Consider the following 17598-nt stretch of genomic DNA (forward strand, 5'->3'; position numbering starts at 1 on the left):
CGCTATTCGCCGGTGAACTCCGGCTTGCGCTTGGCGAACATGGCGGCAATGCCCTCGTTGAGGTCCTTGGACGGCAGGAACGCCGAGTTCCATGCCGCGACGTAGCGCAGGCTGGCTGCCACGTCGGCGGTGCGCTGCTCGTCGAGGACATCCTTGATGCCGTGCACCACCAGCGGCGAGTTCGCCGCGATCTCGGCAGCGGTCTCGTGCGCCGCGGCCAGGGTGGCCTCGGGGTCCGGGTAGACGTCGTTGACCAGACCGATCTTCTCGGCACGCGCAGCGTCAATGTCCTTGCCTGTCAACGCCAATTCGCGAAGATGGCCGTCGGACAGGATGTAGGGCAGCCGAGCCAGGCTGCCCACGTCGGCGACGATCGACAGCTTGACCTCGCGCACCGAGAACTTGGCGTCGGCGCTGGCGTAGCGGACGTCCACCGCACTGATGAGGTCGACACCGCCGCCGATGCACCAGCCGTGGATGGCGGCGATCGTCGGGGTGCGGCAGTCGGCCACCGCGGTGATCGACTGCTGCATGCGCTTGAGCTTGCCGTGGAACTCGACGCGCGGCCGGGCCGAGACCTCTCCGGACATCGCACCGCCGATGGTGTCGCCCATCGCGACCAGGTCCAGGCCGTAGCTGAAGTTGCGGCCGGAGCCGGTCAGGACGATCGCGCGGACGTCAGGATCGGCATCCAGCTCGCCGAAGGCCACCGGCATCTCGGTCCAGAACGCCGGGCCCATGGCGTTGCCTTTACCCGGACCGATCAGCGTGACCTGGGCAACGTGGTCCTTGACCTCGACGGTGAGGGATTCATACTGCTGGCTCATGCCCTGAAGGCTACGACGCCCGCCGCCGCTCGCGTTACTCCAGGGTCACGTGCGGTCGGCGGGCGGCGATGCCTGCGCCCAGGGCGAAGAACGCCACCAGCAGCGCGACGACGCCGATCGCGATGGGCGTCGAGTCGCCGACCAGGCCGGGCAGGTTCTGCAGGATCAGCGCGAACGAGATCAGCAGGCCGAGCAGGCCCAGGCCGGGTGCCACGAATGCGCGCCAGGTGGACACCTCGAGCTGGCCGGCCCGCTTGCGCCGGGTGAAGAAGGCGAGCACCGCGACGGTGGTCGCGATGAGCAGGATGGTGATGCCGACCGTCGAGATGCCGGCCAGCCACGTGTAGAACTGCGTCACCGGGTCGAGCTGGAAGCCGATGGCCACGACGATGGCCACTGCCACGACGATCGCGTCGACTCCGGAGGCGATGTGCGGGGAGCCGTGGGCGGCGTGCGGCTGCCCGAGCCGGTTCGGGAACACCCGGCGGTTGGACAGCGTGAACACGTAGCGGGCCACGATGTTGTGGAACGACAGGATGCAGGCGAACAGGCTGGTGACGAACAGCACCTGCACGATGTGCAGCCCAACCGTGCCGAGGTACTGCTCAGTCGCGTTGGGCAGCAGAGCCGACGGGTCGGCCTGTGCCTTCTCGACGGCCTTGGTGTCACCCACCGCGCTGATCAGCGCCCAGGTCGAGACGGTGTAGAACAACCCGATCAGAATGACCGCGAGATAGGTGGCCTTCGGGATGGTGCGCAGCGGCTCGCGGGCCTCGTCGCGGAACACGGCGGTGGCCTCGAAGCCGATGAAGCTCAGTATTGCGAACAGCAACGCGATACCCGGTGCGCCCGAGAGGATTTCAGAGGGAGTGACGATCCCGGTGGACAGACCTTCCTGTCCACCGCTGAAGACGACCGCGGCGTCGAGCGCCAGCACGATCGCCACCTCGCCGATCAGCAGGATGCCGAGGACGTTGCGGGACAGGTCGATGTTGAAGTGGCCCAGCGCCGTCACGATCGCGAAAGCAACGAAAGCCCATATGCCCCAATGGATGTTGGGCAACCCATAGGAAGCGAACAGGGCCTGGGCGCCCTGGCCGATCAGGCCGTAGACGGCAATCTCCAGGGTGAGGTAGGAGATCAGCGCAACGAACGCGAAGCCGAAGCCGGTCACCCGCCCGAGGCCCTTGCCGATGTAGGAGTAGAACGCTCCCGCATCCGGCACATACGGTGTCAGCGCGGTGAATCCGACCGCGAACAGCCCGATGATCAGCGTGCTGACCACGAAGATGGCCGGGAAGCCGATTCCGTTGCCGTTGGCGATGCCGAGTGGCACCGGGCCGCCCATGACACCGAGCGGCGACGCGGCGGCCACCACCACGAAGACGATGCCCCACACGCCGAGCGTGCCTCGAAGTTTGCGAGGCGAGACGCCGTCGGCCGTGTCTACAGCAGCCGGGGCAGTGCCCTGTTCAATTCGGTTCGCCATGATGCCCTTTCGCTGGATTCGCGCCTGCAGACGCTAATCCCGAGAGGGGCAGGATCAGACACTTCGGATCAGTGGGATTCGATGCCGCTCAGATGTACATGGCGGGGTCGACGTAGAACGTCGGATCCACCAGCTGTTCGCGTTGCCGTTCGTTGCGCGGCCGTACGACGGCGGGAATGCCGGTGGCGATCGAATCGGCCGGCACGTCGTGGGTGACGACGGCGTTCGCGCCGATGGCGCTGTCGTCACCAATAACCAAGGGGCCCAGTATTTTTGCTCCGGCACCCACAACCACTCGATCCCCGAGGGTGGGGTGGCGTTTACCGTGTTCCAGCGAGCGGCCGCCGAGTGTGACGCCGTGATAGAGCATCACGTCGTCGCCGATCTCGGCGGTCTCGCCGATCACGACGCCCATGCCGTGGTCGATGAAGAAGCGGCGGCCGATGGTGGCGCCGGGGTGGATCTCGATGCCGGTGGCGAAGCGGGTCAGCTGCGACAGCACCCGGGCCGGACCGCGCAATGCCGGTCTGGCCCACAGCCGGTGCGCCAGCCGATAGGACCAGATGGCGTGCAGGCCGGAGTAGACCAACGCGTTCTCGACATCGCCGCGCGCGGCCGGGTCGTGGCCGCGCGCATTGCTCAGATCCTCACGCAGTGTGGACAGCAGGCCCATGAAGTCAGTCCCTGATGTGCTCGAAAAGTGGTGTGGAGATATAGCGCTCGCCGTAGTCGCAGACGATCGCCACGCGATGAGCTTGCCTGCGTTCTCCGGACGCTTGGCGATCTCCAGGGCGGCCCACACGATCGCGCCAGACGAGATGCCGCCCAGAATGCCTTCCGCGGTTCCCAGGTCCCGGGCCACCCTGATGGCGTCGTCGAGCTCGACGTCGACGATCTCGTCGTAGGCGCCGCGATCGAGCACCTCGGGAACGAAGTTGGCCCCCATGCCCTGGATCTTGTGCGGCCCGGCCTTGCCTTCGGTCAGCAGCGGCGAGTCCTTCGGCTCGACTCCGACGATCTGGACACCGGGCTTGCGCTCTTTGAGTACGTGTCCCACCCCGGTGACGGTGCCGCCGGTGCCGATGCCCGCGACGAAGATGTCGACCTTGCCGTCGGTGTCGTTCCAGACTTCTTCCGCGGTGGTCTTCTCGTGGATGGCCGGGTTGGCCGGGTTCCCGAACTGGTTCGCCGAGACGGCGTTGTCGGTCTCGGCGATGATCTGGCGGGACTTCTCCACCGCGCCCGCCATGCCTTCGGAGCCGGGGGTGAGCACGATCTCGGCGCCATAAGCGCGCAGCATCACCCGGCGTTCGGTCGACATGGTCTCGGGCATCGTCAGGATGACCTTGTACCCGCGGGCAGCGCCGACCATCGCCAGCGCGATACCGGTGTTGCCACTGGTGGCCTCGACGATCGTGCCGCCGGGCTTCAGCTCACCGGAGGCTTCTGCCGCATCGATGATCGCCACGCCGATGCGGTCCTTGACGCTGTTGGCCGGGTTGTAGAACTCGAGCTTGACCGCGACCTCGGCGTCGAGGCCCTCGGTCAGTCGGTTGAGTCGGACCAGCGGCGTGTGGCCGACCAGTTCGGTGACGTTGTCATAGATCTTGCCCATGCTGCGCGTCCCTTCTCGTGGCACCCCACCGAACACTATTCTGTCGGCCGCTGGTCGTACGGTTGGGGCATGGCTGGCGAACTGACCTCAGGACCGGACGCTCCACCCACCGACGAACTGGCCAGTGCTGAAGCATCGCTCCAGGTTCTCCAACACGTATTGCACGGTATTGCTTCCGATGATTTAAACAAGCAGACACCGTGCCGCGAGTTCGACGTTGCCGGGCTCACCGATCACCTGCTGAATTCGATCACCCTGTTGGGTGGCGCGGCCGGCGCGCAGTTTCCGGAGCGCGACCGCGATGACTCCGTCGAACGTCAGGTGATCGCCGCGGCCCGGCCTGCGGTGGACGCCTGGCGGCGCCGCGGGCTGGACGGCACGGTGCCGTTCGGCGAGAACGAGGCGCCCGCGCGGTTCATGGCCGGCATCCTGTCGGTCGAATTCCTGATTCACGCGTGGGATTACGCGTCGGCGATCGGTCGCCCGATCGATGCCCCGGACTCGTTGACCGAGTACGTGTCGGGCCTGGCGCGCCGCATCATCACCCCGGAGGGGCGCGTCAGGGCCGGTTTCGACGACCCGGTCGACGTCGGCCGGCACGCGCCCAAACTGGACCAGCTGGTCGCCTTCACCGGCAGGACACCGGTCAGCGGGTAGCGATCCACTTCCGGGCGAACCCCAGGAACGCGTCGTTCTCCTCGGGTGCGCCGATCGTCACCCGCACGCCGTCGGTGCCGTAAGGGCGCACCAAGACGCGGTCGTCGGCGGCCTTCTCGACAAAGTCGGGCGTCTCGTCCGGCGTCAGCGGCAGCCACACGAAGTTCGCCTGCGATGGCGGGAAGCGGTAGCCGAGCTCGGTGAGCGCGGCGCAGACCCGGCGGCGTTCGGCGACCACGGCGTCGGTGCGGGCCAGCAGCTCGTCCGCGGCGTTCACGGACGCGATCGCCGCGGCCTGCGAGACGGTGGTCGCGGTGAACGGCACGTAGACCTTGCCCAGCGCGGTGATGATGTCGGGATCGCCGACGGCGTAACCGATCCGCAACCCGGCCAGCCCGTAGGCTTTCGAAAAGGTGCGCAGCACAACGACATTGGAGTGGTCCCGGACCAGTGCGAGGCTGTCGGGCAGCATCCCGTCGCGAATGTATTCGACGTAGGCCTCGTCGATGGCGATGAGGATGTCCGACGGCACGGCGGCGACGAACCGGGCGAGTGCGTCGGGGTCCACGACAGTAGAGGTCGGGTTGTTCGGGTTGCAGACGAAGATCAGGCGCGTGCGGTCGGTGATCGCGGCGAGCATGGCGTCGAGGTCGAACGTGTAGTCGCGCAGCGGCACCTGGACAGCGGTGGCGCCGGCGACCCGGACCTGCAACGGGTAGATCTCGAAGCTGCGCCAGCCGAAGACCACCTCGTCTCCGACGGAGGCGGTGATCTGGATGAGCTGCTGGCACAGGCTCACCGATCCGCAGCCGACGGCGATGTTCTCGGGGGCGAACGGCCCGTCCTTGCTCAGGTGCTTGGCCAGGTGCTCCTTGAGCTCCACGCAGCCGTTGTCGGGGTAGCGGTTGATGGTCTCGGCGGATGCGGCGATCGCCGAGCGCACGCTGGGCAGCGGCCCGTGCACGGTCTCGTTGCTGGCCAACTTGATGGCGCCCGGCACCGTCTTGCCCGGGGTGTAGGCCGGCAGGTCGGCCAGTTCAGGGCGTAGGCGGGCAGTCATTTGTCCAAGTCTAAGTGGGCTGTGTACTCTCATCCATCGGCGGTTCGGGGCATCAGTCAGGCTCCGGTACGCTCAGGTAGTTCAGGAGGCGTGCCAGAGCGGCCGAATGGGACTCACTGCTAATGAGTTGTCCCCCTTACAGGGGACCGGAGGTTCAAATCCTCTCGCCTCCGCCGCGGCTGATTCGTCAGCCACGACAACTGAAGACAGAACGGCGCCCGTAGCTCAACGGATAGAGCATCTGACTACGGATCAGAAGGTTAGGGGTTCGAATCCCTTCGGGCGCACCATAATTCGAGTTAAAGCGGCGTTTGTCGGTCAGCTGGCAAACGCTTCTGCATTTCCCGCACTTTCCCCGTAAATTCGATTGTCGGCCTGCGTTGCTGGCCCATTGATCCAGCACAGCGCGGGTATCGGGTCCGGTCGTCGTCCGCTGCAAATAGTGGCCCTCGGTGGGGGCCAGCTGCGCATGGGAGAGCTGTTGTTGCGCCGCCTCGACACCCATGCCGTCCCTCACGACCGTGGCCACTGACCGCCGGAACGAGTGCGGCGTCACCCGGCAGAGGTGCTCGTGTGGCTGCAGGGCCCCTGGCGATGTTCGATGCGCTGATCCAGCCGCCGTCGCGGTTCGTCAGCACCGGCCAACCGGACCGGTCAGCGCGAAGAGCTCCCTCAGGACCGCGACGCCGAATGCCGGCAACACCACAGAGTGCCCGGGGGTCCCCTTGCGCGCATTCTGTCTGTGCTGTGGCCTTTCCGGGGATCGGCCCGTGATCGATGAGAGTGCCAATGAGGGCCCCTGTCGGCGATTTACCGAGAAGGTCGACCTCCTACCATCAACAGCCAGCACCTCGGCCGCCCGGGCTCGGTCGCCGCCAGCAGCTCGACGTACTCAGGTATTGGAGGTGCCCGCCGCAGTCCATGACCTGTGCGCGGTGAATTTTTTGCAGGGCCTGGCGTACCTGTTCGAAATCGAAGGCCGTCAACGCCCGGGCTAGCTTGGGCTGCGGCCTGGCCGTCTTGGTCTCGCGGATGCCGTTTGCGCGCACGGCATCGAACCTCGCGACGAGCCCGTGCGTGCGGGTGAGGACTGTGCGCATCTTGGTGTCCGCAGTCGGGCCGGCTGGGAGCGCCTTCAGGCGCGCGTTAGCCACAAGCTTCTCACGTTAATCGCACAATCCCTTATCGCGTCGCGAGCACATCCTTCATCGCAGTTTCAAGGGGTTGCGCCAATGTCTGCATGAACGTTGCGGTCGGATGGGAGTTCTTCAACGAGTCTGAGGCGTCGCTGTAGACGATGACGTTCCCGATAACCGAGGGGCACCGATCCACGTTGCAGTAGAACTTAGTGAAGTCGACCAACGTCACGCCGGGGGTCGCTTTCGCAGCAGAGGCGAGAGCGTCGGCGCCTGGGATCGCCTGTGCACGGGGGGTTCCGCAATCGCCGGTGTGGTCGGCGTCGAAGGTCACTCTGGTCAGGCACGCCAACGATTCTTCGCTGGCGGCTGGGTTGTCCAACACAACAACGATCCGGCTGCCCGCCGCCATGATCGGTGCCCACGCCCGCTCATAATCACCTGCGGTGACAGACGATTCACGGTTCAGATTGGTCGTTATCACCATGTTGTAGCGGTGCGCGACGAGCTGCGCTTGGATGTTGGGAATGAGCCAGTCGCAACCATCGGGTTGGTCAGCGAGGACGCAATCCACCCCCAGATAGGTGGTCAGATGCCACTTGTTCTTGTCAAGGAGTGGCCACAAGGCGGGTAGTAATGCCCTGGCGTGGGAGTCGCCGACGAGCGCGATTTGCGTAGCGTCGGGACCGACGTACCCGAAGCTGCATGTCTTGACCTCAACGGGGTCGGTCTTGTTGCGGTAGCAGCCGAGTTCACCGGGGATGTCCTTGGCGAAATCGTCAATGGACGGGCTCAGTGCGTACTCCGTGTTCCGTAGCGGACAGCCCGGGGTGATCATGGCGGCAGAGCCGAAACACGGGTCAGCTTTTGGCGTCAAGACCGCCTGTGGTGTGTTGGATGCGACGTTCGGGGCGGGATGATCGAGTTGGATGGTCGCGATAGTCACCACAACAGCTGAGGCGGCTGCGAAGCCCACCAGCCCCCACGCCGATGGGTCCAGAGCCTTGCGCCGTCCGCTCCTGCGAGTCTTGAGTAGCCACCGGGACTTACGAATCGGGTTCTCGTAGAACCGGTACGTCACTGCCGTCAATGCCAGCGACACAACAACAGCGATCGTGTAGAACGTGACACCCTTGGGAAGAAGGGCCACGAGCAGCACGATCACCGGCCAATGCCACAGATACAGGGTGTAGCTGGTGTCACCGAAGTACTGGACCACGCGGTTGGTCAGCGGCGCCATCACACGCGGCACCGGGGCTCCGTGGAAGGCGGCAACGACCACCGCAGTGGATAGCACGGGCAGAGCTGCCCACGGTGCCGGGAACTGGACAGCGGGGTTGATCAGGAACAGCGACGCCACCACCCCGGCTAAGCCGGCGTAGGCCAGGGCGGGGCGGGTTGGTGACGGGATGCGTTCGAGCCACGGTCCCGCGATCGCAACGAGCGCTCCCATCCCGAGTTCCCAGATGCGGGCGAACGTGGAGAAGTAGGCGGCGTTCGGATCAGTAGCCGACAGGTACATGGCCCACCCGAACGACGCGGCCACGATCAGGCCCATCACGGCGAGCATCCCCCACTCGCGGGCTCGCCGCATGTGCCGCTGCCGCAACGGGCGGGTTACGGCGAACACCACCACCAGCAGCAGCGGCCACACGAAATAGAACTGCTCCTCGATCGACAGTGACCAGTAGTGCTGAATCGGTGACGGCGGGCGGGCGGATTGGAAATAGTCGGCTCCGACTGCCTCAAACCGGAAGTTCGACGCGAACACCGCTGCATACAGGGCATCGAGCAGCGTGTCCTTCGCCCGAGTCGCAGTGAACAGCAGATAGCCAGCCGCAACCGTCACAACCAGGACCAGCAGAGCCGACGGGATGATTCGCTTGACGCGCCGGGTGTAGAAGTTCTGGAACGACAGTTTGTGGGTGGCTTTGCGTTCCCGAATCAGCAGGCCAGTGATGAAGAACCCGGACAGCACGAAGAAGATGTCGACGCCGACGAATCCGCCGGAGGGCCAGCCGAAAAGGTGATTGGCGAACACCGTCAGGACAGCGACAGCGCGCATCCCTTGCAGGTCAGGGCGGCGCTGTGCCGCACCACGCTGCTTTTGTGTTTGACCGCGCTCCACCGTCGTCATAACGCCCCCTAGCCCCCCGACTGCGCAGGGAGTTTACCCGCCGCCGGTCCGGCGCGCGTCGGTGTCGCTGAGTACCAGTACGCAAGAAGGTCGCTTCGGATGTTGGAAGGACGGCCAGTAAGCGTCGGCGTCGCAGGTACGACAATGCCAGCTGTTATGCCCGCCGCCACCATGGCCCCGGCAACATGACCGACGAGGACCGGATCGGCCGAGAGGATGGCCGTTTGGGCATCCGCCTGGCGACTTAATGATCCAGCTGCCGTCGGAGGTTCGGACGAGCTCACCCCCGTGATGTTGCCCAGGCTTGAATCGGTTGTCGCGTGCGCGCGCCGTGCCGGAGATGTAAATCAGCGACGCCGACGTGGAAGGCCTGGCATCGGATCGCCGCCGGCGCGGCCGCGGGCGAAAACAACCCTTATTCCGGCGCCCTGGATCTCTGCAGGCTGAGGTTGCCGCGCTCGTCGGAAACAGCAGCATCGAAGCGTCGATCGTTAGTTAGGACGGTACGGGCCCTTCCATCTGGTCGGATTACTCACCACTCCTGACTGCCGCTTGACGGGGTCCGTACGGTTCGACGCCGAGGTACAAGATCGGAAGACCGAAGACCCATTGGCCGGCGAAGTTGCGGAAGCGACTCAGGCGTCGATCAATTGTCGGTGGAAATGTACGACGATCGAGGCCGATCCGACGGGTTCGTAGATCTTGTGCGCCCCCACATGGGGCTACAGGGCGCATCGGTTGCGCCTCTTCGCACATTCTCCGCATAAACGCCAGCGATTTAGCGAGTACCTACCTGTACTCACGCAGACCGCGTACTTACGTGATCGCTTGTGCCTCAGTACTTTAAGGACCTTTCGAATATGCAGAGCATGTCTATGGTGACCTCAGAAGGTTAGGGGTTCGAATCCCTTCGGGCGCACTCAGTTCAGAATTGCTTTCCCGGTCATCGGAGCAAACGGTCCCTAACGCGTTCCGGGAGCGTGAAGCCGTTACTATCGGTCGCAACTACATGAGCGTGTGACGATCGGGGCCGCGTCGTGCCGACCTACTCGAGAAGCTTCGCCGTCTTCCTCCCGCACCTGAGGGCATGGTGGAGCACACCGGTCGATTACGCGTCGCAAGTGCAGTACTTCACCCAACGGGCCATATCGGCACCCATCCAGTTTTTGATCGGACTTGGGACCGGCTTCAACGGGGTCCTGTCATTTGTGATCCTGCTTCCATCGGCGAACAACCGGGTGTCGCAGGTCGCGGTCGCGTTGTTCGCCGTGCTTCAGCTCGCGTGGGGCTGGATATGGTGCCGACGCCCGTGGCCGTCGCGACGAATGTCGCTGGCGTTCGTCGTCACCGCGGATATCGGAATAGCTGCGGTGGCGATATCGGATGCGAGCTGGCTGCTCGGTCTGTTCGGATTCAATGCGTTCGCCATGATCTCGGTGTACCTGATGTTCTTCGACGGCCCGAAAATCCTTGTCGCGCACTTATTGTGGATAATCCTGTCGACAGCGGGCTTCGCCATTCATGTCAGCATTGCCGGCGATTTCGACGTGCTCGCGTTCACGGCGAAAACGCTTGTCTCGGTCGGGCCGGTCGTCGCGACCCCACTCGGCATTCAGCTGGGCATCTGGGCGCTGCGCAATGAGGCCAACGACTCGGTCACCGATCCGCTGACCGGTCTGTTGAACAGACGGGGACTGCACCTGCACATCGGCGACATCCTTCGCGAGCAGGCCCCTACCGAAACCGAGGTCGCCGTCATGGTGATCGATCTGGACCGCTTCAAAGAGATCAACGACACCTATGGTCATGCCATCGGTGACGAGGTCCTGGTCCGCAGTGCTCGGCGGGTGCGGTCTGCGGTGAGCCAGGGCGCGTTGGTGGCGCGCACCGGTGGTGAGGAATTCGTCGTCGTCGATCTGACCGTGCCCGGTGTGATTCAACGGAGCGCAGAACAGGTCAGGCATGCGATCAGCGCACCGGCCACCCGCACGGTCACCGCGAGTATCGGAGTCACCAGCCTGTCGACAGGCGTGTTCGTCGACGGTGTCGACCCCGTGCCACTGCTGGAGACGATCATCGAACGCGCCGACCAGGCCATGTTCGAGGCGAAGCGCACGGGTGGCGATGCGGTCAGCTATCTGCCGCCCGTGGGTGGCCACCGCTGACGCGCCTCAGCGGGCATCTGCCGGTGCCAGCGTCGGCAGCCATTTCCTGAGAACGTCTCGCCAGCCCTCGCCGGCTGACGAGCCCGTCCACGCGATGTAGCCGTCCGGCCGCACCAACACCGCCGGACCGTTGTCGGTCCGCTCGGCCTGCAGCACCCCGGACACCGCGACCGGATCGGCGCCGCGCTCACGGATCACCACGAACCACGGTCTGCGCTGCAGCTCGGCCAGCCGGCCCTCGGCCAGCGGTATCTGGGTAGCCCGGGTGCCCACCGGTCCCCGGCGGCCGTACCGAAGCCCCGTCCCTGCGAAGCTGCCCGCCATGGCGTCGCGCACCGCCGGCACCCGAAGCAGCCTGGGTGCCAGCAGGTTCCGCATCGCCCGCGCCAACCGCGGATACAACGTCACTGCACGCGTCATCACGCCGGACTGCAACACCACCCGGCGGCCGATCGGATGGCGCTCATCCTGATAGCTGTCCAACAGGCCGTCGTCGGCGCCGCCCAGCACGGCGGCCAGCTTCCACGCGAGGTTGGCCGCGTCTTGGATGCCGGTGTTCATTCCCTGCCCGCCCACGGGGGAGTGCACGTGCGCGGCGTCGCCGGCCAGGAACACCCGGCCATGCCGATACTGTCCGACTTGCCTTTCGTCGCAATGGAATCGGGACTTCCAGCTGATCTCGAGCACGCCCACATCCGCGTTGAACGCGCGGTTCAGAACGTCGATCACCTCGGCGTCGTCCACGGGCTCGCTGTCGGGCACCTGATGGCCACGGTCCCAGACCATCGCGCGATACCACGACCCGTCGGCGTCACCGCGGCCGTACGGTGCGAGGAATCCGAACACCTCCCGGGTGTTGCCCAGCTTCAGCCCGTCATCGGGCCCGTCTGTGAGTTTCACGTCGGCCAGCACCACGGACGACAGCAGCGTCGTGCCGGGGAACTCCGCCCCGACCAGCCTGCGCACCGTGCTGTGCGCGCCGTCGGCTCCGATCACGTACTTGGCCCGCAACCGCATCAACGGTCCTGCGTCGCCGTGCGTTCGCGCGGTGACCGTCACGCCGGCCTCATCCTGCATCAGGCCGACCACTTCGATACCGCGCCGGATGTCGGCGCTCTGGGCTTGCGCATAACCGGCGAGCGCGGCGTCCACATTGGTCTGCGGCGTGATCAGAACGAATCGGTAGGGCGAGTCCAGGTGAGTCAGATCAAGACGTGCGTCACCGAAGATCCGTATCTGCGACGCGCGCTGGCCGTGAGCCAGCACGCCTTCGGCCAATCCGCGTGCATCGAGTAGTTCGAGCGTGCGGGCCATTACCGCGAACGCCCGGCTCGACGGGTTGACCGTGGCCCAGCGCTCCAGGACGGTCACCGAGCGCCCGGCCCGGGCCAGATCCCCGGCGGCGGTCAAGCCGGCGGGGCCGGCTCCTACGACAAGTACATCGACGTCGTGATGGGTCATCGCGGCGCTCCTTCCGGATCGGGGTACCAGCGGCGGATGTCGTCGGGGGTGGCCTTGGCCGCCTGGTTGAAGACGAACCGGCAGCCCGGCTGAGCGACGTGAGCGGCGTTGACGATGGACTCGAGGAGCAGGGTGTTGCTGGCGACCAGGCGCACGCCCGCGCCGATCAGCACCGCGTCGTAGCGCTTGGCGTCGAGCCAATGCCGGGCTTTCTCGACGCCGGCCGGACCGAAGTCGATCAGGCAGTTGTCGACCTGGTAGCCCGCGGCCCGCAGCGCCGCCACGTTCTCGTCGTTGGCGGCGCGAAGCCGGTCTCTCGACAGCCCGCCGAACTGTGCGAAGTCCGGGGACGAGTAGTCGATCACATCGGGATCGAGCCCGATCTGAATGGCAGTGACAGTCATGTCGACGCCTCCTCAACAGTTGTTGAATTCGAAGCTAGAACGGCGGCCTGGAGTTGTCAACAGTTGTTGAATAGACTGTGGCGATGACGGTGAAGGCGCGCGACGGCGAAGTGACCCGATCGCGAATCCTGGCCCAAGCCCGCGCCCAGTTCGGCGAACGGGGCTTCGAGCGCACGACCATCCGGTCCGTCGCCTCGGCGGCGGGAGTGGATCCGGCACTGGTCATGCACTACTTCGGGAACAAGGCCCAGCTCTTTGCCGCGGCGTCGCGACTCGCGATCACCTTTCCCGATCTCACCGGCGTCCCGCCGGAACGGGTCGTCGACCTCCTGTTGCCGGTGTTCGTCGATGCGTGGGGACCACACGGCCCGTTCCTGCCGCTGCTGCGCTCGGCGGCCACCAACCGGGTGGCCGCCGACGCGCTGCTCGGGGTTTTCGTGGACCAGGTGAGTCCCGCGCTGGCAGCCGTGGTGCCGGACCGGCCGGCGGAGCGCGCCGCGCTCGTCGGCTCGCAGGTGCTGGGTCTGGCGGTCGGGCGTTACGTACTGGGACTACCGCCGCTCGTGGCGATGGACGACGCGACGCTCGCCGAGTGGTTACGGCCGGTGGTGGCGCACTACCTCGGTGACCCGGCACCGTGACGGACGTCAAATTGACGACGCCGCTGCGATGGCTCAGAGTTAACATCGTGGGAAACGTAAGTGAAGATATGTTGATCGAGCAGGTCATCGACCGCCTGGCTGCCACATATTGCGACGTTCCTCGTGACGATGTAGCGCATGCAGTTGCCAACGCCCACAATCACTTTCAGGACAGCACGATTCGGGAGTTCGTCCCGCTTCTGGTCGAGCGTCGCGCGCGAAAAGAACTCGCGCGCAGCGATTCGCTGCTCGTCTGGTCGTCGTGACCCGCTGGGGCTAGACGGCCCCGGCGTTCTCGCCCTCGTCGGTGTACTCGGGACCGCTTGGCTGCGGAGCATTGCCCGTGCCGCCGGCGTCCTGGCCTCCCTTCCAATAGAGATCGTCGGTCGGAAGCGGCGCCGGTCCGGTACCGCCGGCGTTCTCATTGGCATCCCAGTAGTACGGCTCGGTGGGATCCGGCCACAGCAGGCCGCTGCCCGAGTCGTCAGCGGAGGCCGTCGCGGCCGCCGAGAGCATGATCGCGGTCAGCGTGACGGCCGCCAGAGCCGCCGACGCCAGTCTTTCGCGCACCATCACGGACGATCTCCTCTTCGGTAGGCGTCAATCGTCGCCAATTTAGTCCGAAGGTGCCGCAGTTACGGCTCGAATTCTGCGAGAGTCGACCGCGGCGCGATCAGGAGCCCAGGGTGGCGTTCGGCAGCGCGACGAGCGGAGCGAAGTCCGCTGCGTCGACATCCACTGCATCGACGCGTGGCGAACGCAGGCGGCGCACGATGTATCGCACGGCCAGTATTTGAGCGGCACCGACCACGATTACGGGCCACAGCGCGCCGGCGACAGCTGAACAGATCCCGCGGACCACATCGCCCGGCGGGTCATAGGACTGAAAGCGTGGACTGATCAGCCAGGCGCCGACAGCCGCGACGACCGCCGACACGAGGTACAGGTCGAACCACATGGCTTGAGAGTCCCAGATACTTCTTAAAGCTGGGTGTCTCAATCGTGTGAGAGTACTGAGAGGCCCCGAATCGCTGCGTGATCGTGATCACTAGGTGATCGTCAGGCCGCCATCGACGATAATTGTCTGGCCCGTCACATAACCACCGGCCGGCGACGCGAGCCATACTGCGGTAGCGGCCAATTCGACCGGATCGCCCATCCTGCCCACCATGACTCGCGGTAGCTGTGTCTCGAGGTACCCGGGCTGATATTCGTCGGTCATCTCGCTCTGAAAAAAGCCCGGAGCCAGCGCATTGACGCGAATTCCCTTGCGCGGTCCCCACTGTTGGGCCAGATCCCGGGTGAGTCCGATTACGGCCGCTTTCGACGCGCTGTACGCGGCCTGTGGCAGACCACCCGTGGTGATACCAAGAATGCTGGAAATATTGATGATTGAGCTTCCGGGTTGCATGACCCGGCCGCATGCCTGTGCCATCCAGTACGAGCCGTTGAGGTTGACGTCGACGACCTTGCGGAACTGTTCGGGCGTTTCGCGGGTCGCCGGCACGGCGGTTCCGACGCCGGCATTGTTGACCAACACGTCCACTCGGCCGAACACCTTGATGGCCGACTCGACGAGTTGATCGCACTGATCGGGATCGACGACATCGGTCTTGCGGGTGTACACCTTGCGGCCGGCCTCTTCGACCAGGGCGGCGGTGCCCGCCATCTGTTCGACTCGTCGGGCCCCGAGCACCAGGTGGGCGCCCGCCTCGGCGAAGGCCTGCGCGAACGACACGCCCAAACCGGACGACGCGCCGGTCACGATGACGACCTTGTCGTCGAGCCGGAACGAATCAAGAATGCTCATGACGGGTTCCTCAGCACCTGGCGGGCGATCGCGTATTTGTGAACTTCGGTCGGGCCGTCATAGAGCCGGAACGCCCGCATGTCGGAAAAGATTGCACCGACCGGGGTTTCGTCGGAGATGCCCATACCGCCCAGGATCTGCACGCAGCGGTCGGCCACCTTGAACAGCTCCTCGGACACATAAGCCTTGACCATCGAGCTCTCGTGGCGACCCTTGGCACCGCCGTCCAGCGTCCAGCAGGCCCACCAGATCGCCAGTCGGCACTGCTGCAGGGCGATCTCGTTGTCGGCCAGCATGAAGCTGACGCCCTGATGCTCGCCGAGCGGCTTGCCGAAACCTGTTCGGGTACGGGCATGTTCGATCGCGATCGATTGTGCCCGCGACGCCGCGCCCAGCCAACGCATGCAGTGCGTCAAACGCGCCGGCGCCAGCCGCAATTGGGCGTAGCGCAGCGCCTGGCCCACCTCGCCCAGCACGGTTGCGGCCGGCAGTCGCAAGTTGTTGAACAGCACGACGCCGTGCCCCTCGACATAATTGCGGTCCATCGTGTCCATGACGCGCTCGAGCTCGATACCGGGCGTCTGCCCGTCGCACAGGAACAGGGTCGGGCCGTCGGGGCCGTGCGCATTCGGCGCCACTCGCGCCATGATGATCCACGTCCGCGCTTTGTTGGCTCCGGTGATCAGCCACTTGCGCCCGTTGATCACGTAGTCCGTGCCGTCGAAAACCGCTTCGGTGGCAAGCTGATTCGGATCGGACCCGGCGCCGCCTGGTTCGGTCATCGCGAACACCGAGCGCTGGCGGCCGTCGATCACCGGAACCAGGAACTCGTCGGCCTGCTCCTCGGTGGCGATCTTGGACAGCAGATACATGTTGCCTTCGTCAGGTGCCGCGCAGTTCAGCGCGACCGGACCCAGCGTCGACCAGCCGGCCGCCTCGAACAGCACCGCCTGCTCGCGATGCGACGGTTCACGCCCGCCGAAGCGGTGCGGAGCCTGGAACGTCAGCAGGCCGGCATCGCGGGCCAGCCCCACCAACTCGGTGCGCAGTTCCTCATTGGGCCCGTGCCGGGTGACTCGTGGATCTCGTTCGTAGGGAACGATTTTCTCGACGACGAATGCGCGGATCTCGTCGCGCAGCGCGGCCAGGTCGTCGGGAATCTCGAAATCGATCATCGTTGTCCCTCCATGAGAGCTAGGGCGCGCTCGAACAAGCGCACGGTCGCGATGTGTAGATGGTCGCCAACGTCTTTGGGTGCCAGCCCTGCAGCGGCACGGGCATTCGATCCCTCGAGGATGATGCCGAGCTTGAAACAGGCCAGCACGGTGTACCAGTCGATGTTGGACAGGTCGCGGGTGGTGTTCTGGGCGTACCGCTCGATCAGCTCGTCCGGGGTGGCCAGGCCCTCGGCGGCCATCAGTGCGTTGCCCAGCACCGAATCGCGGCCGGGCGAGTACCAGGTGGCCAGCATCCAGGCCAGATCCAACAGTGGGTCGCCGATGGTGCACATCTCCCAGTCGACGATGGCCACCACCTCGGGGCCGGTCGGCGAGAACATCACGTTGGCCGCGTGGTAGTCGCCGTGCATGATGCCCGGCTGCCAGTCGGTGGGTTGCTTCTGCTGCAGCCAGGTGGCGACGGCGTCGACGTCGCCGATGTCGGGTCCTGGATAGTTGTCGAACCCGCTGTAGGACTCGAGTTCGGAAAGCCACCGCGGCACTTGACGTTCCAGGAATCCGTCCGGCTTCCCGAAGTCGGCCAGGCCGACCTTGACGTGGTCGACGGCGCCGAGCTTGGCGGCCGCCTCGGCCATCGACAGTCCCATCCCGTGCCGGATGCCGGCGTCACCGGCGTGCAGCGGCGGCAGCATCGAACCGGCGTTGAAGCCGTCGACGGGCTCCATCAGATAGAAGACCGCGTCGCCGAGCACGGTGGTGTCGTCGCACACCGCGATCAGTCGCGGATGGGGGACATCGGTACCGGCCAGCGCGTGCAGCACCCGTGTCTCGCGCAGGATCACCTTGTTGCTGACCGGGCGGAGGTGGCGGGGGCCCCGGCGGAAGACGTACTCGCGACCAGAACGGGTGAAACGGAGCATCACGTTCTGGGTGCCACCGGTGATTTCGGAGACGTTTTCGAGCGGGCCGTCACCCAGGCCCCGCTCCGACATCCATGCGCTGACCGCGCTCAGCTCAT

At 65.5% G+C, this 17598-nt stretch carries 16 protein-coding genes, 2 tRNA genes and 1 pseudogene; 6 read left to right on the top strand and 13 right to left on the bottom strand.

The window, feature by feature from the left end; translation table 11 throughout:
- Nucleotides 1-2: 2 nt before the first annotated feature.
- The 4 genes and pseudogenes from G6N32_RS01190 to cysK form a co-directional block, all read right to left on the bottom strand.
- Nucleotides 3-827, bottom strand: a complete 825-nt coding sequence (locus G6N32_RS01190) for a crotonase/enoyl-CoA hydratase family protein (protein WP_102806073.1) — start codon at nt 825-827, stop codon at nt 3-5.
- A gap of 34 nt (nt 828-861) precedes the next feature.
- Nucleotides 862-2316: an APC family permease gene (locus G6N32_RS01195; RefSeq protein WP_115317716.1), complete on the bottom strand. Its 1455-nt coding sequence runs from the start codon at nt 2314-2316 to the stop codon at nt 862-864.
- Between the two features lie 88 nt (nt 2317-2404).
- Nucleotides 2405-2989 (bottom strand): serine O-acetyltransferase EpsC, encoded by a 585-nt coding sequence (gene epsC, locus G6N32_RS01200; RefSeq protein ID WP_115317715.1) that lies wholly within the window; start codon nt 2987-2989, stop codon nt 2405-2407.
- Between the two features lie 4 nt (nt 2990-2993).
- A pseudogene (cysK, locus tag G6N32_RS01205) lies at nt 2994-3931 on the bottom strand (cysteine synthase A).
- A 69-nt stretch (nt 3932-4000) separates the two neighbouring features.
- Here cysK and G6N32_RS01210 point away from each other — a divergent pair.
- Complete coding sequence (locus G6N32_RS01210; RefSeq protein ID WP_115317713.1) at nt 4001-4588, top strand: TIGR03086 family metal-binding protein; 588 nt, start codon at nt 4001-4003, stop codon at nt 4586-4588.
- Here the strand turns inward: G6N32_RS01210 and hisC are convergent.
- Nucleotides 4578-5648 carry a histidinol-phosphate transaminase gene (gene hisC, locus G6N32_RS01215; protein ID WP_115317712.1) on the bottom strand — a complete coding sequence of 357 codons (1071 nt, stop codon included), beginning with the start codon at nt 5646-5648 and terminating at the stop codon, nt 4578-4580. The genes G6N32_RS01210 and hisC overlap by 11 nt on opposite strands.
- A gap of 84 nt (nt 5649-5732) precedes the next feature.
- Here hisC and G6N32_RS01220 point away from each other — a divergent pair.
- Both G6N32_RS01220 and G6N32_RS01225 read left to right on the top strand, forming a co-directional pair.
- Nucleotides 5733-5821, top strand: a tRNA-Ser gene (locus G6N32_RS01220).
- Nucleotides 5822-5862: 41 nt separating this feature from the next.
- A tRNA-Arg gene (locus tag G6N32_RS01225) sits at nt 5863-5938 on the top strand.
- Nucleotides 5939-6830: 892 nt separating this feature from the next.
- Here G6N32_RS01225 and G6N32_RS01230 read toward each other — a convergent pair.
- Nucleotides 6831-8849 (bottom strand): acyltransferase family protein, encoded by a 2019-nt coding sequence (locus G6N32_RS01230; protein WP_232077430.1) that lies wholly within the window; start codon nt 8847-8849, stop codon nt 6831-6833.
- Between the two features lie 1109 nt (nt 8850-9958).
- Here G6N32_RS01230 and G6N32_RS01235 point away from each other — a divergent pair.
- On the top strand, nt 9959-11086 hold the full coding sequence (locus G6N32_RS01235) for a GGDEF domain-containing protein (protein WP_115317709.1): 1128 nt from the start codon (nt 9959-9961) through the stop codon (nt 11084-11086).
- Between the two features lie 6 nt (nt 11087-11092).
- Here the strand turns inward: G6N32_RS01235 and G6N32_RS01240 are convergent, their stop codons facing one another.
- Nucleotides 11093-12547, bottom strand: coding sequence for an FAD-dependent oxidoreductase (locus G6N32_RS01240; RefSeq protein WP_115317708.1), 1455 nt, complete (start codon nt 12545-12547; stop codon nt 11093-11095).
- Nucleotides 12544-12951, bottom strand: a complete 408-nt coding sequence (locus tag G6N32_RS01245) for a hypothetical protein (protein WP_115317707.1) — start codon at nt 12949-12951, stop codon at nt 12544-12546. The genes G6N32_RS01240 and G6N32_RS01245 overlap by 4 nt, the downstream gene beginning before the upstream one ends.
- Nucleotides 12952-13034: 83 nt before the next feature.
- Between G6N32_RS01245 and G6N32_RS01250 the strand changes: the two genes are divergently transcribed.
- Nucleotides 13035-13592: a TetR/AcrR family transcriptional regulator gene (locus G6N32_RS01250; protein WP_115317706.1), complete on the top strand. Its 558-nt coding sequence runs from the start codon at nt 13035-13037 to the stop codon at nt 13590-13592.
- 68 nt (nt 13593-13660) lie between these two features.
- Entirely contained in the window at nt 13661-13858 is a 198-nt protein-coding gene (locus G6N32_RS01255) for a three-helix bundle dimerization domain-containing protein (protein WP_115317705.1), read from the top strand.
- Between the two features lie 10 nt (nt 13859-13868).
- Here the strand turns inward: G6N32_RS01255 and G6N32_RS01260 are convergent, their stop codons facing one another.
- From G6N32_RS01260 to G6N32_RS01280, 5 genes are all read right to left on the bottom strand, one after another.
- Nucleotides 13869-14165, bottom strand: coding sequence for a hypothetical protein (locus G6N32_RS01260; protein WP_115317704.1), 297 nt, complete (start codon nt 14163-14165; stop codon nt 13869-13871).
- Between the two features lie 100 nt (nt 14166-14265).
- Entirely contained in the window at nt 14266-14550 is a 285-nt protein-coding gene (locus tag G6N32_RS01265) for a hypothetical protein (RefSeq protein ID WP_115317703.1), read from the bottom strand.
- A 90-nt stretch (nt 14551-14640) separates the two neighbouring features.
- The gene (locus G6N32_RS01270; protein ID WP_115317702.1) at nt 14641-15402 is read right to left on the bottom strand and encodes an SDR family NAD(P)-dependent oxidoreductase; all 762 of its coding nucleotides are present in this window, start codon (nt 15400-15402) and stop codon (nt 14641-14643) included.
- On the bottom strand, nt 15399-16577 hold the full coding sequence (locus tag G6N32_RS01275) for an acyl-CoA dehydrogenase family protein (RefSeq protein ID WP_115317701.1): 1179 nt from the start codon (nt 16575-16577) through the stop codon (nt 15399-15401). The genes G6N32_RS01270 and G6N32_RS01275 overlap by 4 nt, the downstream gene beginning before the upstream one ends.
- On the bottom strand, nt 16574-17572 hold the full coding sequence (locus G6N32_RS01280; protein ID WP_115318910.1) for a phosphotransferase family protein: 999 nt from the start codon (nt 17570-17572) through the stop codon (nt 16574-16576). The genes G6N32_RS01275 and G6N32_RS01280 overlap by 4 nt, the downstream gene beginning before the upstream one ends.
- Nucleotides 17573-17598: the final 26 nt, after the last annotated feature.

Source organism: Mycolicibacterium aichiense, from assembly GCF_010726245.1.
Classification (GTDB): Bacteria; Actinomycetota; Actinomycetes; order Mycobacteriales; family Mycobacteriaceae; genus Mycobacterium; species Mycobacterium aichiense.

What these genes read in the sequence shown, in the direction of transcription:
- G6N32_RS01190 (WP_102806073.1), bottom strand. Translation starts at nt 827, where the DNA reads ATGAGCCAGCAGTATGAATCCCTCACCGTCGAGGTCAAGGACCACGTT.
- G6N32_RS01195 (WP_115317716.1), bottom strand. Translation starts at nt 2,316, where the DNA reads ATGGCGAACCGAATTGAACAGGGCACTGCCCCGGCTGCTGTAGACACG.
- epsC (WP_115317715.1), bottom strand. Translation starts at nt 2,989, where the DNA reads ATGGGCCTGCTGTCCACACTGCGTGAGGATCTGAGCAATGCGCGCGGC.
- G6N32_RS01210 (WP_115317713.1), top strand. Translation starts at nt 4,001, where the DNA reads ATGGCTGGCGAACTGACCTCAGGACCGGACGCTCCACCCACCGACGAA.
- hisC (WP_115317712.1), bottom strand. Translation starts at nt 5,648, where the DNA reads ATGACTGCCCGCCTACGCCCTGAACTGGCCGACCTGCCGGCCTACACC.
- G6N32_RS01230 (WP_232077430.1), bottom strand. Translation starts at nt 8,849, where the DNA reads ATGCGCGCTGTCGCTGTCCTGACGGTGTTCGCCAATCACCTTTTCGGC.
- G6N32_RS01240 (WP_115317708.1), bottom strand. Translation starts at nt 12,547, where the DNA reads ATGACCCATCACGACGTCGATGTACTTGTCGTAGGAGCCGGCCCCGCC.
- G6N32_RS01245 (WP_115317707.1), bottom strand. Translation starts at nt 12,951, where the DNA reads ATGACTGTCACTGCCATTCAGATCGGGCTCGATCCCGATGTGATCGAC.
- G6N32_RS01250 (WP_115317706.1), top strand. Translation starts at nt 13,035, where the DNA reads ATGACGGTGAAGGCGCGCGACGGCGAAGTGACCCGATCGCGAATCCTG.
- G6N32_RS01255 (WP_115317705.1), top strand. Translation starts at nt 13,661, where the DNA reads ATGTTGATCGAGCAGGTCATCGACCGCCTGGCTGCCACATATTGCGAC.
- G6N32_RS01260 (WP_115317704.1), bottom strand. Translation starts at nt 14,165, where the DNA reads ATGGTGCGCGAAAGACTGGCGTCGGCGGCTCTGGCGGCCGTCACGCTG.
- G6N32_RS01265 (WP_115317703.1), bottom strand. Translation starts at nt 14,550, where the DNA reads ATGTGGTTCGACCTGTACCTCGTGTCGGCGGTCGTCGCGGCTGTCGGC.
- G6N32_RS01270 (WP_115317702.1), bottom strand. Translation starts at nt 15,402, where the DNA reads ATGAGCATTCTTGATTCGTTCCGGCTCGACGACAAGGTCGTCATCGTG.
- G6N32_RS01275 (WP_115317701.1), bottom strand. Translation starts at nt 16,577, where the DNA reads ATGATCGATTTCGAGATTCCCGACGACCTGGCCGCGCTGCGCGACGAG.
- G6N32_RS01280 (WP_115318910.1), bottom strand. Translation starts at nt 17,572, where the DNA reads ATGTCGGAGCGGGGCCTGGGTGACGGCCCGCTCGAAAACGTCTCCGAA.